General features: G+C 57.0%; 17 protein-coding genes. 12 read left to right on the top strand and 5 right to left on the bottom strand.

Features of this window, described 5'->3' with window-relative positions; translation table 11 throughout:
* The 3 genes from iolE to iolB all read left to right on the top strand — a co-directional run bounded on the left by iolE (nucleotide 1) and on the right by iolB (nucleotide 2,209).
* Complete coding sequence (gene iolE / locus H1Y61_RS01465; RefSeq protein ID WP_180573509.1) at nucleotides 1-903, top strand: myo-inosose-2 dehydratase; 903 nt, start codon at nucleotides 1-3, stop codon at nucleotides 901-903.
* A gap of 284 nt (nucleotides 904-1,187) precedes the next feature.
* Nucleotides 1,188-1,394 carry a hypothetical protein gene (locus H1Y61_RS01460; protein ID WP_180573508.1) on the top strand — a complete coding sequence of 69 codons (207 nt, stop codon included), beginning with the start codon at nucleotides 1,188-1,190 and terminating at the stop codon, nucleotides 1,392-1,394.
* Nucleotides 1,391-2,209, top strand: coding sequence for a 5-deoxy-glucuronate isomerase (iolB, locus tag H1Y61_RS01455; protein ID WP_180573507.1), 819 nt, complete (start codon nucleotides 1,391-1,393; stop codon nucleotides 2,207-2,209). Before H1Y61_RS01460 ends, iolB begins: the two co-directional genes overlap by 4 nt.
* Here iolB and H1Y61_RS01450 read toward each other — a convergent pair.
* Nucleotides 2,206-2,685, bottom strand: coding sequence for a hypothetical protein (locus tag H1Y61_RS01450; protein ID WP_180573506.1), 480 nt, complete (start codon nucleotides 2,683-2,685; stop codon nucleotides 2,206-2,208). The two genes, iolB and H1Y61_RS01450, sit on opposite strands and share 4 nt — an antisense overlap.
* Nucleotides 2,686-2,698: 13 nt before the next feature.
* Nucleotides 2,699-3,100 carry a hypothetical protein gene (locus H1Y61_RS01445; protein ID WP_012654565.1) on the bottom strand — a complete coding sequence of 134 codons (402 nt, stop codon included), beginning with the start codon at nucleotides 3,098-3,100 and terminating at the stop codon, nucleotides 2,699-2,701.
* Nucleotides 3,101-3,212: 112 nt separating this feature from the next.
* On the opposite strand from H1Y61_RS01445, the gene H1Y61_RS01440 reads away from it, so the two are divergent.
* The 3 genes from H1Y61_RS01440 (at nucleotide 3,213) to H1Y61_RS01430 (ending at nucleotide 5,321) form a co-directional block, all read left to right on the top strand.
* Entirely contained in the window at nucleotides 3,213-3,929 is a 717-nt protein-coding gene (locus tag H1Y61_RS01440) for an SDR family NAD(P)-dependent oxidoreductase (protein WP_235680809.1), read from the top strand.
* A gap of 67 nt (nucleotides 3,930-3,996) precedes the next feature.
* Nucleotides 3,997-4,551: a DUF3833 family protein gene (locus H1Y61_RS01435; RefSeq protein WP_180573505.1), complete on the top strand. Its 555-nt coding sequence runs from the start codon at nucleotides 3,997-3,999 to the stop codon at nucleotides 4,549-4,551.
* The gene (locus H1Y61_RS01430) at nucleotides 4,551-5,321 is read left to right on the top strand and encodes an SDR family NAD(P)-dependent oxidoreductase (protein WP_156619185.1); all 771 of its coding nucleotides are present in this window, start codon (nucleotides 4,551-4,553) and stop codon (nucleotides 5,319-5,321) included. The genes H1Y61_RS01435 and H1Y61_RS01430 overlap by 1 nt, the downstream gene beginning before the upstream one ends.
* 69 nt (nucleotides 5,322-5,390) lie before the next feature.
* Here the strand turns inward: H1Y61_RS01430 and H1Y61_RS01425 are convergent, their stop codons facing one another.
* The 3 genes from H1Y61_RS01425 to H1Y61_RS01415 are packed head-to-tail and all read right to left on the bottom strand — an operon-like array spanning nucleotide 5,391 to nucleotide 8,760.
* A complete protein-coding gene (locus tag H1Y61_RS01425; RefSeq protein ID WP_180573504.1) occupies nucleotides 5,391-6,605 on the bottom strand; it encodes an SAM-dependent methyltransferase in 1,215 nt (404 codons plus the stop codon).
* Complete coding sequence (locus H1Y61_RS01420; RefSeq protein WP_180573503.1) at nucleotides 6,602-7,405, bottom strand: DUF1365 domain-containing protein; 804 nt, start codon at nucleotides 7,403-7,405, stop codon at nucleotides 6,602-6,604. The genes H1Y61_RS01425 and H1Y61_RS01420 overlap by 4 nt, the downstream gene beginning before the upstream one ends.
* A complete protein-coding gene (locus H1Y61_RS01415; protein ID WP_041696044.1) occupies nucleotides 7,402-8,760 on the bottom strand; it encodes an NAD(P)/FAD-dependent oxidoreductase in 1,359 nt (452 codons plus the stop codon). Before H1Y61_RS01415 ends, H1Y61_RS01420 begins: the two co-directional genes overlap by 4 nt.
* A gap of 247 nt (nucleotides 8,761-9,007) precedes the next feature.
* Between H1Y61_RS01415 and H1Y61_RS01410 the strand changes: the two genes are divergently transcribed.
* From H1Y61_RS01410 to H1Y61_RS01385, 6 genes are all read left to right on the top strand, one after another.
* Nucleotides 9,008-9,574, top strand: coding sequence for a sigma-70 family RNA polymerase sigma factor (locus H1Y61_RS01410; RefSeq protein WP_235680808.1), 567 nt, complete (start codon nucleotides 9,008-9,010; stop codon nucleotides 9,572-9,574).
* Complete coding sequence (locus tag H1Y61_RS01405) at nucleotides 9,574-10,266, top strand: ChrR family anti-sigma-E factor (RefSeq protein ID WP_180573502.1); 693 nt, start codon at nucleotides 9,574-9,576, stop codon at nucleotides 10,264-10,266. The genes H1Y61_RS01410 and H1Y61_RS01405 overlap by 1 nt, the downstream gene beginning before the upstream one ends.
* 26 nt (nucleotides 10,267-10,292) lie before the next feature.
* Entirely contained in the window at nucleotides 10,293-10,694 is a 402-nt protein-coding gene (locus H1Y61_RS01400) for a DUF2177 family protein (RefSeq protein WP_180573501.1), read from the top strand.
* A gap of 83 nt (nucleotides 10,695-10,777) precedes the next feature.
* Entirely contained in the window at nucleotides 10,778-11,548 is a 771-nt protein-coding gene (locus H1Y61_RS01395; RefSeq protein ID WP_174109577.1) for a DeoR/GlpR family DNA-binding transcription regulator, read from the top strand.
* A gap of 76 nt (nucleotides 11,549-11,624) precedes the next feature.
* A complete protein-coding gene (locus H1Y61_RS01390) occupies nucleotides 11,625-13,175 on the top strand; it encodes a glycerol-3-phosphate dehydrogenase (RefSeq protein ID WP_409363952.1) in 1,551 nt (516 codons plus the stop codon).
* Nucleotides 13,176-13,331: 156 nt separating this feature from the next.
* On the top strand, nucleotides 13,332-14,423 hold the full coding sequence (locus H1Y61_RS01385; RefSeq protein ID WP_180573499.1) for an ABC transporter ATP-binding protein: 1,092 nt from the start codon (nucleotides 13,332-13,334) through the stop codon (nucleotides 14,421-14,423).

Here is a 14,423-nt window from a genome sequence, read left to right as displayed (position 1 = left end):
ATGATTCTCTACGGAACCAACCCGATTGCATGGTCCAATGACGATGACCGCACGCTGGGTGCCCATATCAGCCTCGACCAATGCCTTGATGAAACCGCCAAAATCGGTTTCGACGGCATTGAAAAGGGACACAAATTCCCGCAGGAGCCAGCAGCCCTGAAAGCTGTTCTGGAGCCACACGGCCTGCGCTATGTCTCCGGCTGGCATTCGCTGAACCTGCTGACCAATTCGATTGAAGACGAAAAGGCGGCGATGCAGCCAGCATTGGACCTGCTGAAGGCCATGGGCAGCAAAGTGATTATCGTTTGCGAAACATCGAATGCTATCCATGGCGATGATGGCAAGCCGGTGAATGATCGCCCGAAACTGGCGGATAGTGAGTGGGCAGCGTTTGGCGCAGGCGTGGAAGCCTTGGCCGAGTTTGCGGCGGCTCAGGGCATTGCTCTGGTTTATCACCACCACATGGGCACGATTGTCGAGAGTGAAGAAGAAATCGACAAGCTGATGGCCAACACGGGTCCACATGCCAAGCTGCTGCTGGATACCGGCCATTGCCTGTTTGGCGGCGGTAACCCGGAACGCGTGGCAACCAATTACATGGGCCGCGTGGGCCATATCCATGCCAAAAACATCCGGCCCGTCATTGCCAAGCAGGTGCGCGATGAAAAGCTCTCCTTCCTTGAAGGTGTTCGCCGTGGCGTGTTCACAGTGCCGGGCGATAGCGAAGGTGGCGTGAATTTCCCACCCGTGCTGAAAATTGCTGGTGAACATGGCTATGAAGGCTGGCTGGTGATTGAGGCCGAGCAGGACCCGGATGTGCGCAATCCTTACGATTACCAAAGCTTGGGCCTTGCCTCGTTGAAGGCCATGGCCAAGGCTGCGGGGCTGGATAAGGCAGTCTAATCTGTCGGAGCAAGGGTCACCCCCCTCTGGTCTGCCGACCATCTCCCCCTCAAGGGGGGAGATCGACTTGGGGTTTGCCTTTCATGCCTTTTTTGCCTTCAGTCAGGAAAATGAATAGGTGGCTATAGAAATTGGGAAATAGCCCCATATGATCTCCCCCCTTGAGGGGGAGATGTCCGGCAGGACAGAGGGGGGTTAAGCAAGCACCGACCTGTGCTATGTCACTCCCATCACAGCCTCTACGGAACGGAGTAAAATCCGACCCGAACACACAAGGTAAGCCCATGCAATTTCTCGATCCCCACCACCCGTTTTTCAAGCCGCTCTGGGTGCGCATTCTGGTCGTGCTGGTGCCGCTGGTCTGGGCGGGGATCGAACTTTATAACGGGTCTCAAACCTGGGCGATGATTTCGCTGGCGCTTGGGTTTTATGCCGGTCTGCAACTGTTCTGGGTGTTTTACAAAACACCGGGAAAGGGAGATGAAAAATGACCAATCTATTGCGCAAGCCCGTGGGCACCACCGGAAAAGTGCATGACATCACCCCGGAATCGGCCAATTGGGGCTATGTCGGCTTTGGCCTTTACAAGCTGAAGGCGGGCGAAAAGGCCGCTGAACAGACCGGTGAAACAGAAGTGATTCTGGTGCTGGTCGAGGGCAAGGCCGAGATTACCAGCTCGGGCAAAAGCTTTGGCGAACTTGGCGACCGCATGAATGTTTTTGAGAAAAAGCCGCCTCACTGCGTCTATATCCCGGCAGGCAGCGAGTGGAGCGCCACCGCCACCACGGATGTGACATTGGCCGTCTGCACCGCCCCCGCAAAGCCCGGTCGTGAAGCACAGGTGATTGGCCCGGCAGGTGTAGCCCTCACGGAACGCGGCAAGGGTGCCAACACCCGCTACATCTTCCCCATCGCCATGGAAGAGCGTGATGTGGCTGATAGCCTGCTGGTGACAGAAGTGTTCACCCCGCAGGGCAACTGGTCATCCTATCCGCCGCATCGGCATGATGAGGATAATTTCCCGGATATGACCTATCTGGAAGAGACCTATTATCATCGTCTCAACCCGGCTCAAGGTTTTGGCTTTCAGCGGGTGTTTACCGAAGATGGTACACTGGATGAAACCATGGCCGTGTCCGATGGCGACGTGGTGCTGGTGCCCAAGGGCCACCATCCTTGTGGAGCGCCTTATGGCTATGAGATGTATTATCTCAACGTCATGGCAGGTCCAATGCGCAAATGGCGCTTTCAGAACCACCCCGACCATGACTGGATTTTCAAACGCGACAATCCGCCAAAAGCTTAATTATCCCGTCCCCAAAACCTCCAACAGGGGCGGGGAGGTTTGAAAGATGTTTCCCTGTATCCGGTGCCTGCAATATGATGCTGGTAGGCACCGGCCGGCAAATTCCTGTTTGCCTCGATCATAGGGAAGGGTGAACTCCTGGAGAGTAGAATATTATCTATTAAAAAAGACAATAGTGCTGCGTCATAAGCGCTATTGTCTTTTTGACACACAGCCTCGTCCACATAAGCATTTTTGACATTAAACGTGTTCGATCTTTCAGAAAAATCCACGCGATATACAGCCGCCCCTGTCCAACTCCGATGAAGAAAGAGTGAATGGGCGGCGAAAAAAATAACCCATTTATCCTCCATGCAATTTGGAATGAAACCTTTCTTGATCGTTTCATATTCCGCCAGTGAAAATCGTGCGGTATATGGAATTGGCTTCAATTTGCCAAACGGTTGAATGTCCCATTGGTCAAAAGGCTCCAGCATTTGCCACCTCAGATTACAGGGATTGCCCGATCCTGGCTGTCCCCTTCTGGCCATTGTCGCGGATCCAGTTCAGGCTTTTATCGCCGGTTTTATAGAGCTCGAAACACATTGGCGTGCCTTTATACCAAGTGGTAAAGCGCTGGCAGAGGCGGTCGCCATTGATCCACCATTTGCCGGTATCATTGGGCTTCACGAAGCGGCCGAGACCCAGAGCTTCTCCCGAGCCATCAACGACCCCGCTTGTGCGATAGTTCAGAGGAAACTCCCCGCCCATCGGCGTGGCGAGATAGATGCGCTTGCCGATGATATCGCTTTTGATGTCGGTGGAGGTATAGCGGCTTTCACTGGCGGCCTGCGCGGTGCCGGTAGCACAGGCCACCAGGGCGATACTGATCAATAAACGTCGAAACGGCATGATTCCAATTCCTCCTGTGATCCATCGTTCTGAGTAGAATCGTAGAGGTGTTACGCGGCCCGTCAGCATTCGGATGACTGGCAGAACAATAAATGTCGCAAAGAGGTGGAAAATGCGTCGTTTTACATCAATGACATCGCTTCGCCCAAGCTATAGCGCTCTGGTCATCGGCGCATCCGGCGGTATCGGCTCGGCGCTTTGCGAGGTTCTGAGGCAGGATAGTGCCTGCCAGGATGTGGCGACGCTGTCGCGCCGCGAGGACGGTTTTGATCTGACGGATGAGGCGAGCATCGCTGCCTGCGCGCATCGGCTGGCTGGTCAGCACCAAAGCTTCGATCTGATCCTTTGTGCAACGGGCGCTTTGACCATTAACGGCGTTGGGCCAGAAAAAGCCATCAAAGCCGTAACTTCTGAGGCAATGGCGGCCCAGTTCGCCCTGAATGCCATTGGTCCAGCGATGGTGCTCAAATATTTCACGCCGCTTCTGGCGAAAAACAGCCGGTCGCTGATGGGTTTTCTGTCGGCCCGGGTCGGTTCGATTGGTGATAATCGTCTTGGCGGCTGGATTTCCTATCGGGCATCCAAGGCAGCGCTTAACCAGATCGTCCACACTGCCGCCATCGAGATTGGCCGGACACGTCCGCAAGCGGTAGTGGCCAGCCTGCATCCCGGCAGTGTCGATACCGGGCTTTCTGCCAATTTCGCCGTGGGTCATGAACGGTTTGCCCCGGATCACAGCGCGGGCCTGCTGCTATCCGTGCTTGACACGCTCACTCCCGCCCAGACCGGGGGCTTTTTCGCCTATGACGGTTCCGTGATCGAGTGGTAGAAACCAATCCGGCAGCCCGTTTGGCGCGTAGTGAAAGTAACGATAGCAATAAACCGGAGATTTGATCATGTCGGGACTGAAATCTGCGCTTTTTGGTCTGAGTGTCGGGCTGTTTTCCTCGGTTGGCGCCGCAACTGCGGCCGATTTTACCTTCGAGGACTATTTCGTCGGCAAGACCGTGGCCGAGGGACATTTCGCCGCCATTAATGGCGTCAGCCGCAAATTCACTGTCGATCTCACTGGCAAATGGGATGGCCATGTTCTGACGCTGCGGGAGGATTTCCGCTTCGAGGATGGCACGCGCGACCGCAAAACCTGGCGGTTCGTCAAGACGGGACCGACGACCTATACCGGAACCCGGGAGGATGTGGTCGGCAATGCGCTGGTTCGACTGAGCGGCGATACCGCTCGTTTCAACTATCTCGTCTATCTCTCGCCCGAGACCCAGTCCAACAAGGTCCGGTTCTACGACAAGATGGTGTTGAAGCCGGATGGTACCGTGCTCAACACCGCCTGGGTGACGAAATTCGGCTTTCCGGTCGCCAAGACCACCGTGTCCTTCCATAAGGCCGGACATGCTGCCAAGGTAAAGGCACAAAAGCACTTAGGGATTGTGAAGTGATGGTCATGTCATCCTCGCCGCGCGCCAGGGTCGCCTGGATCACCGGCGCCAGTTCCGGTATTGGCCGCTCGCTTGCCCTGAAATTGGCGCGTGAAGGCTATATCGTCGGGGTCAGCGCCCGGCGGACCGAGGATTTGCTGGCGCTGGCGGCTGAAAATCCGGACCGCATTCATGCTTTTCCACTGGATATTACCGATGGGAACGCGGTGAAACAGGTTGTGGGCGACATCGAAGCCAAGCTTGGCCCAATCGACATAGCGGTGTTTTCCGCAGGCTCCTATATCCGTGAAACAGCCGAGCGTTTCGATGCTGAGCAATTGCGCCGGATGGTTGATCTCAATCTGGTCGGCACCGGCCATTGCCTGGAAGCAGTGATTGCCGTGATGGTGGCGCGCGGCAAAGGCCGGATCGGCCTTGTCGGTTCGGTCTCTGGCTATAGTGGCCTGCCGGGCGGTGGCATTTACGGAGCGACCAAATCAGCGATGATCACCCTGGCTGAGGCCTTGCGTCCTGGACTTCTCGAAAAGGGCGTGGCGATCAGCATTATCAATCCGGGCTTTGTCAAAACCCCGCTGACCGACAAGAATGACTTCCCCATGCCCTTCCTGGTGACGGCTGAGCAAGCTGCTGATCACATTGAAAAAGGGATGGAGGCCGGAAAATTTGAAATCGCCTTTCCCTGGCAAATGGTGTTGTCGCTCAAGCTGTTGAGGCTTTTGCCTTATCCGCTGTATTTCGCGTTGACGCGCAAGATGCTGCGGAAGACCTGAGATATTTCCACAATGTCATAACGTGAAAAAGGGGGCCTTCGCCCCCTTTTTTGATTGATGATCGACCGTTTACTTTTCAAGCTCGAACTGCACCACATCGAGCCGTCCGGTTCTAAAGCCTGCGGCGCAGTAATGCAGGTAATAGCGCCACATACGGAAGAACCGCTCGTCAAAGCCCAGCGGTGCGATCTTGGACCAATGGGCGGTAAAGCTTTTGTCCCAGGTGAGAAGAGTGCGTTCATAATCGAGGCCAAAGCGGAAGGTATCGCGGGTTTTTAGTCCGGCCTTCATCGCCGAGATTTCGAATCGCTCGACGGACGGCAGCATACCGCCTGGAAAAATATAGGTCTGGATGAAATCCGCTTCGCGTTGATATTGCTCGAAGCGACCCTCATCCAGGGTGATGACCTGAACCACGGCCTTGCCGCCGTCCACCAGCAGATCGCGTACCCGGTTGAAATAGACCGGCCAGTTTTCCTCACCGACCGCCTCGAACATTTCGATGGAAACGATCTTGGTGAACCGGCCCTGCACATCCCGGTAATCTTCCAGCCGGATATCGCACCGCTCGGCATATCCTGCTGACTGCATCCGCTGGCGCGCATAGGCGGCCTGCTCGGTGGAGAGGGTCAGGCCCGTTACCCGGCACCCGCTGGCGCGGATGGCATGTTCGGCAAAGCCGCCCCAGCCGCAGCCGATTTCCAGGACGTGATCCTCCGGCCCCAGCGCCAATTGCTCCACGATACGCTGGTATTTGGCGGCCTGCGCCTCGCCAAGCGATTGATGGGTGTGGGTATAGAGCGCCGATGAATAGGTCATCGTCTCATCCAGCCAATGGCGATAGAAGGCATTGCCGAGATCGTAATGGAAAGCGATGTTGCGCCGGCTCCCGGCCTTGGAATTGCGCCTCAGCTTATGGCGCAGCAGCGCCAGCTTGCCCAGCAGTGCGGAGGGTGACATCAGCCCGTGCCAATTGCCCTCATTGACAATGGCAAGTTCCAGAAATCCGGCAATATCGGGACTGTCCCAGTCGCCGTCCATATAGGACCTCGAAAAGCCGAGCGTCCCTCCCGCCATCACCCGCCACACCGGACGGGCATTGTTGAGCTTCAAGACGGCGGATGGTCCGGCTTCGCGGCCGGTGACGTGATGTTCCTTGCCGTCAGGAAACAACAGCGTCAGATGGCCATGGGTCAGGCGGCCCGCCCAGCCACACAGCACCCTTTGCCACAGCGGCGCGGAGGTGAGAGAAAGTGTCGCGGTTTGCTGGTCGGCATGGGTCATGACGGGCTCCTTGCGTTTGCAGCCTCAGGCGGAATGATGGAACTGGCGATTGGGTTCTGCGCCTTGCGATGCCGATGCAATGGCACGCCTTTCACCCAGAGTTTAAGCGCTTCCCAATGGATCGCGCCCATGACTTTCAGTGTCATCAGCGGATAGCGGACCAGAACCCTCAACAAGGCCCGATCATCAAGGGTGCGGCGCTTTCCGCAAAACGATGCATAGAGCAATGGCCCCTGTTCGTCGGCTTCGTTGATGGCGACGGTTACAGTTTCGCCCGGCGGCACGATTTTGAACCGGTAGAGGCATTCCATCGGCATGAAGGGTGAAACATACATCTGCTTGGCGCAGGCGTGGCGGATCGCGCCATCCTCTTCCACGCTGGCCGGAATGACATAGGTGTGCCGCTCGTGAAACGTATTTTCAACCTCGTAAAGCAGGGCAAGCAGGGTACCGGACGGCCCATAGCAATAATAAAGTGTCAAGGGATTGAAAACATAGCCGAACATGCGCGGGTAGCAGAGCATGCTCACTTTCATGCCTTCGGTATTAAGACCGGCCCGCTCGACATGGTTGGCAACCCAGGCCTTCAAGCCTCCGGGAATGCCAAGGCCATGATCGCGGTCGTCGATCCTCAAGATCGCCCGGCGATTATATCCGAGAAGCCAAAGCGACTTGTCTATAGCTGGCAGTTCATCGAGATCGACCAGCAGGCAGAAGACCTGATATCGCAGACTATGCTTTTTAGGCCGGTGGCGTTGATGCACAACCGCACCGGTGAATATTGCCGATGACCAGCTCATTGCGCTGCCGCCAGCATCGGTTCGACAAAAATCCGGCCCGATTGGTTTTCCACCGACCACGGACGGGCAATTCCTGACAGTTGTTCGGCAACAGCCAAACCGGATTGGAGTCCGTCTTCATGGAAGCCGCTGCCAAAATGCGCACCGCAGAACCAGGTCCTGTTGCGCCCCTGCAATTGCCAGAGCTGGCGCTGGGCGGCGATTGCCTTGGCATCGAAAAGCGGATGGGCGTAGTTGAAGACCTGATGCACTTTGGACTCGTCGATATCACGCGAAGGATTGAGCGTTACGAACAGAGGCAGCGAGGCGTCGAGGCCCTGTAACCGGTTCATCCAATAGGTTACGCAGAGCGGCCCTTCGCCAGCCTTGCGCTCTTCGCCGATGTAATTCCAGCTGGCCCAGACCTGTTTGCGCTTTGGCATCAGCCTGGTGTCGGAATGCAGCACGGCAACATTTTTGGTGTAATCGAAGCAGCCAAGCAGCGCCCGTTCCAGCCCTTGCGCATCGTCCAGCAGCGCCAGTGCTTCATCCGCATGGGTGGCGACAACAACCTGATCGAAACGATCCTGATAGCCGCTTTGCGTGACGATCTTCACCCCCAGCGCACTGCGGATAATGGCTTTGACCGGATCGTTGGCCCGGAAATCGGCCTTGGTCGCCTGCTTGATGCGCAGGACATATTCACGACTGCCCCCGGTCACCGTGCGCCATTGCGGCCTGTTCTTCAACGTGACCAAACCGTGATTGATGAAGAACCGGACAAAGGCATTCAGCGGATAGGCCCGCATGTCGGCAGCGGTCGTCGACCAGATCGCAGCGCCCATCGGCAGGAGGTGATCCTCGATAAACGCATTGCTATAGGCTTCCAGATCGAGATAATCGCCAAGCGTTGCCGCTGTCAGGTCTTGGCGCTCGAGCAGCAAAGGCGCTTCCCGGTAAAAGCGCATTATGTCAGCCACCATGCGCCAGAAGCGTGGGCGAAGCACGTTGCTGCGCTGACCGAGCAAACCCGCCAGCCCGCAGCCGGAATATTCAAAACGGCCCGCATCCAGCGAGGCTGCAAAGGACATGTCGGAGGCTTGGTTTGGCACGCCGAGATGATCGAACAGGGCAACGAGATTTGGATAATTGCGGTCGTTATAGACGATGAACCCGGTATCAACAGCCACAGGTCCGTTTGGTCCTGCGACGTTGACGGTATTGGCGTGACCACCGAAGCGGTTTTCAGCCTCAAACACCGTGACATCGAAACCCTTGGACAAAAGCCATGCGCAGGATAGACCGGAAATTCCCGATCCGACCACGGCAATGCGCTTTGCACCTGTGGTCAATCCGCTGTCTAATCCGATCTTCATAAGAGCGGTCGCCTCCCGGTTGTTCGTTTACAGTATTTACGAATGCCAGCAGAGGCTGGATTGCCAGGAGCGGATTTTTTTTCGGGCAGTGATCCAGTTTTCGCAAGAAGGCGTAGAAAGCGCCATGACAATAATCATTTCCCAAGCGGCTCTGGAATGCCACAATAAGAGAGTGACGGCCCCGCGCCTTTTCAGGCGCAGCCGGTTGGGTGGGAGATCCGTGCCTTCTGGCGCAAACGGGATGATTATGAAGGCTGAAATCGAAGACATGTCTTCCATGCTCGCAGCAGTTGCTCGCGAACGGGATGTGGAAGCATTCGAAACATTGTTCCGCCATTACGGTCCGCGCGTAAAGGCCTATATGGCTCGTCAGGCGCGTGACCAGCAGGCGGCAGAGGAATTGATGCAGGAAACCATGATGGTGGTCTGGAACAAGGCCGCATTATTCGATCCGGCCCGGGGCAATGTCTCCGCCTGGATCTTTACCATTGCCAGAAATCTGCGGGTTTCGGCCTATCGCAAGCAGAATCGGCCGGAATTCGATCCGAACGACCCGGCCTTCGTGCCTGACGAGGTGATGCCAGCCGATCAGGATCTGGAAAACCGCCAGGATGCGGAAAGGCTGCACAAGGCCATGGGACAATTGCCGCAGGAGCAGTTGGAGCTGTTGCAACGGTCCTTCTTTCACGAAATTCCGCACAGCGCGCTTGCCAAGGAATTCAATCTGCCGCTCGGCACGGTGAAGTCGAGAATCCGCATGGCGTTTGCCAAGCTTCGTGCCACCCTTGAAGACCGCTCAGAGGAGGATCGCTGATGACTGTTCACCATCATGTCAGCGATGAATTGCTGCTCGATTACGCCAATGGCAGCCTTGCCGAAGGCTGGGGCATTGCCATTGCTACCCATCTCGCCTTGTGTCCCGATTGTCGCCGGCGCCTTGCGACCATGGAGGTTACTGCCGGGGCATTGTTGGAGGCGGAAAAACCTGTTGATGCCGATCGTAGCTTCGACCGCTCCTGGCAAGATATGCGAGCAAGGCTGACTGCCTCCGGCGAACGGACCAGGGAAAGCACCGTCAGCCGGGTTGAGGCGTCGCCGGACGCCACCCACCGGCAGCGCGATGCGATCCTGCCGGAACCGCTTCGTTCCTATCTGGGACAGGATCTTGATGGTTTGAAATGGAAGTCGCTTGGGCGCGGCGCATATCACATTCCGATCAAGACCCGCGATGGTGAAACCAGCGTGCGTCTGCTGCGCATTCCGGCCGGAAAGCCGGTGCCGGAACATAGCCATGGCGGTCGCGAACTGACACTGGTGCTGAAAGGCAGCTTCCACGATGGACAGGGGCGGTTTGCCCGTGGCGATCTGGAGGAAGCAGACGAGCAACTGGAACATCAGCCTATTGCTGAAGATGGCGAAGATTGCATCTGCCTGGCCGTGACCGACGCCCCCCTACGGTTTAAGAGCCGACTTGTCCGGCTGTTTCAACCGATCCTCGGTATATAGCCGACACTTTAAAGGAATGAGACCATATGCGCAGCTATGCAATTGCCTATTGTGCCACGGCTGCGGTGTTTTTCACCCTCGATTTCCTCTGGCTCAGCAAAATTGCGCTGGGTTTTTACAAGTCCCGCATCGGCGATATGATGCGGGATCAGCCCAATTTCACCGCTGCGGGTCTGTTTTATTTATTTTATATCGTCGGCATTGTTTATTTTGCGGTCGGTCCAGCCCTGCAAAGCGGCAGCCTGTTAACGGCTCTGGTCAGCGGTGCCCTTCTGGGGCTGATCGCCTATGGTACCTATGACATGACCAATCTGGCCACCTTGAAATCCTGGTCACTGACGCTCAGCCTGGTCGATATGGCCTGGGGCACGGTGCTGACGGCCACCGCAGCCGGGATTGGCTATCTGATTACCAGCCGGTTTTTATAAACGTTTCACGTGAGACGTCAGGCGCATTGCACCGCTTTCGTTTTGGATTATGATGAAAGAAAAACGAAAACGGGGAGGGGTGCATGTTTCTGTCTGCCCGGCAATCCGACATTCTCGACATCGCCAAGGCGGAAGGCCGGGTGCAGGTGGACGATTTGGCGCTGCGCTTTTCGGTGACGCCGCAAACCATCCGCAAGGATCTCAATGATCTCTGTGAGACGCGTCGGTTGACGCGGGTCCATGGAGGAGCGATCTTTCCAAGCGGTGCCGAAAACGTTCGCTATGAAGCGCGCCGCTCAATGGCCGCGCCGGAAAAGCAGGCGATTGGACGGGCTGCCGCCGAATTGATCCCCAGCAATGCATCGCTGTTCATCAATATCGGCACGACGACCGAGGCGGTGGGCGAAGCATTGCTTGACCACAAGGACCTGATGGTCATTACCAATAATATCAACGTTGCCAATCGCCTGCGGGTCTTTCCAGGCATTGAGGTGGTAATCGCCGGCGGCGTCGTGCGTGGCTCCGACGGCGGGATCGTCGGGGAAGCGGCGGTCGATTTCATCCGCCAGTTCAAGGTGGATTATGCGGTGATCGGTGCTTCCGCCATCGATCCGGACGGCGCATTGCTGGACTATGATTATCGGGAGGTGAAGGTGGCGCAGGCGATTATCGCCAATGCCCGGCATGTGATTCTGGTGGCCGATTCCTCCAAATTCGAGCGCGCCGCGCCGGTGCGAATTGGCCATCTCAGCCAGGTTCACACGTTCATCACTGACGTCTGCGATATCGAAGGCCTTGCCGCTATTTGCCGTGAGCATGATGTGCGGTTGATCGAGGCATTCAGGGCCGCATAGCGGTCTACTGAATAGGAACTGCTAAACTTTCGTTTGACATTCGTTTTAAGTTCGTTTTAGCTATGTCCAGTTTCGCATGCGCACTGTAATGCTGCATTGCGAAAGGGAGAGAAACGTGTCTGGCGATCCTGTCTTCGACATATTCGTTATTGGTGGCGGCATTAACGGCTGCGGCATTGCTCGTGACGCGGTCGGGCGCGGCTATAGTGTTGCGCTGGCGGAAATGAACGATTTCGCCTCTGGCACGTCTTCCGGCGCCACCAAGCTCATTCACGGCGGCTTGCGCTATCTTGAACATTATGAATTCCGGCTGGTGCGTGAAGCGCTGATGGAGCGCGAAGTGCTCTGGGCCATGGCGCCGCACATCATCTGGCCGATGCGTTTCGTGTTGCCGTTCCACAAGGGCGGCATTCGTCCTGCCTGGTTGATTCGGCTGGGCCTGTTTCTCTACGATCATCTGGGGGGGCGCAAATTGTTGCCCGCCACCAAGACCTTGAACATGCGCAAGGATAAGGCGGGCAAACCGCTGAAGCCGCTGTTTATCCGCGCCTTTGAATATTCGGATGGCTGGGTCGATGATGCCCGCTTTGTCGTACTGAATGCCCGCGACGCTGCGGATCGTGGTGCCAAGATCCTCAGTCGCAACCGCGTCATTGGTGCGCACCGGGATGGGGATCTCTGGATCATCGAGGTCGAAGACCGCTCCAGCCGCGCCCGCAGCACCTACAAGGCGCGGATGCTTGTCAATGCAGGCGGGCCATGGGTCGATAGCGTGCTATCCAATGCGGTTGGTAGAAATAATGTCCACAACGTGCGGCTGGTGCAGGGCAGCCATATCGTGGTAAGGAAGAAGTTCGATGATCCCCGTGCCTATTTCTTCCAAAATCCGGACAATCGCATCATCTTCGCCATTCCCTATGAGACGGATTTCACCCTGATCGGCACCACCGATCAGGATTATCAGGGCGATCCGAAGGATGTGAAGATTTCCAGCGCCGAGATTAACTATCTTTGCGGTGCCGCCAGCGAATATTTTGCCGAACCGGTCCGGCCTGAGGACATTGTCTGGTCCTATTCCGCCGTGCGACCGCTCTACGATGACGGTGCTTCCAAAGCGCAGGAAGCCACCCGCGATTACGTGCTGAAACTGGAAACGCCGGAAAAGGCCGCGCCGCTGCTCAATGTATTCGGCGGCAAGCTCACCACCTATCGGCGTCTGGGCGAACATGCGCTGGAAAAGATCGGCGAGGCCATCGGCGTCAAGGGCAAACCCTGGACGGCGACCAGCCATTTGCCGGGCGGTGATTTTCCGGCAACCGGCTATCTGGCGGAAGTGGAGAGGCTGCAAAAAGCCTTTCCGTTCCTGGAGGATCGGTGCGCGCGCCGGCTTGTACGGTGTTATGGAACGTTTGCTCCTACGATCATCAATGGTGCCAAAAGCCTGGAGGAGCTTGGGCGCTATTTCGGGGGAACCCTGTATCAGGCGGAGGTTGACTGGCTGATTGCCCGGGAATGGGCGGCAACAGCGGAGGATATTCTCTGGCGCCGCACCAAACAGGGTCTGTTCCTGAGTGCCGAACAGGCAAAAGTGCTGGAAGACTATATCGAGGAGGCGCGGGCGGCCTGACAGGCCAAGCGCGCAAGAGGGAGTGCCGCATAAGAACCCGGACCGTGTCGGTCAAAGGGTTTGAGCGCGGCAAATGCAAGAATGATAGCGGATGGATGTGTCGGTTCCGACGCAGACCGTTGTCATTGTCGGCGGGCGGAGGAGGCCTGACGCACAATGCTGGAATTGCGAAACCTGTCCAAGGTGGTGGCGGGGGATGTTCACATCCATCCCGTCAACCTGACCCTGCAACGCGGGTCGCTGAACGTTCTGCTTGGGCCGACCCTGTCGGGCAAGACATCATTGATGCGGTTGATGGCCGGGCTGGATAAGCCGACATCCGGTTCCCTGCTGTTCGATGGCAAGGACGTCACCGGTTTGCGGGTGCAGGACCGGTCGGTTGCCATGGTCTACCAGCAATTCATCAATTATCCGGCCCTCAGCGTCTATGAAAACATCGCCTCGCCGCTCAGGGTGCGCAAGGTCGATAGGGCCACCATAGACCGCGAAGTGAAAAAAGCCGCCGAGCTTTTGAAGCTGACACCCTATCTGGAGCGCACGCCGCTCAATCTGTCCGGCGGCCAGCAGCAGCGCACGGCGCTGGCCCGCGCCATCGTCAAGCAGGCAAGCCTGGTTCTGCTGGATGAGCCGCTGGCCAATCTGGATTACAAGCTGCGTGAGGAATTGCGCGAGGAACTGCCGAAGATTTTTGCCGAACTGGGCGCGATTTTCGTCTATGCGACGACCGAACCGTCGGAAGCCCTGCTTCTGGGTGGCCATACCGCCACGCTTTCGGAAGGCCGCGTCACGCAATATGGCCCGACCATCGACGTCTATCGGCGCCCTGCGGACCTGAAAACCGCCCGAACCTTTGCCGATCCGCCGCTGAACACCGTTCAGGCCATCCGGCGGGAAGGGCATTTCATGATCGGCGGAATTCCGGTTCTGACCGTGCCCCGGCACCTTTCGCAGGTGCCGGAGGAGCCATTGACGCTGGGCTTTCATCCGCATCACCTGTCGTTGGCGATAGCCTCGTCGAGTGAAGGGGTCGCTCCTTTGGTGGCTCGCTCGATGATCTCGGAAATTTCCGGTTCGGAAAGCTATATTCATCTCGATTATGCCGGGGAGCGATGGGTGATGCTGGAGCATGGCATTCACGATATCGAACCGGGCCGCGATGTGCAGGTCCATCTCGATACCCGCCACCTGATGGCCTTCGATGCCAGTGGCCGGGCGCTTGCCGGACATCTGGCCGGACAGGGGGAGTAA

Source organism: Agrobacterium vitis (genome assembly GCF_013426735.1).
Taxonomy (GTDB): Bacteria; Pseudomonadota; Alphaproteobacteria; order Rhizobiales; family Rhizobiaceae; genus Allorhizobium; species Allorhizobium vitis_D.
The sequence above is the reverse complement of the archived record's forward strand: the minus strand, read 5'-3'. Positions and strand labels throughout refer to the sequence as shown.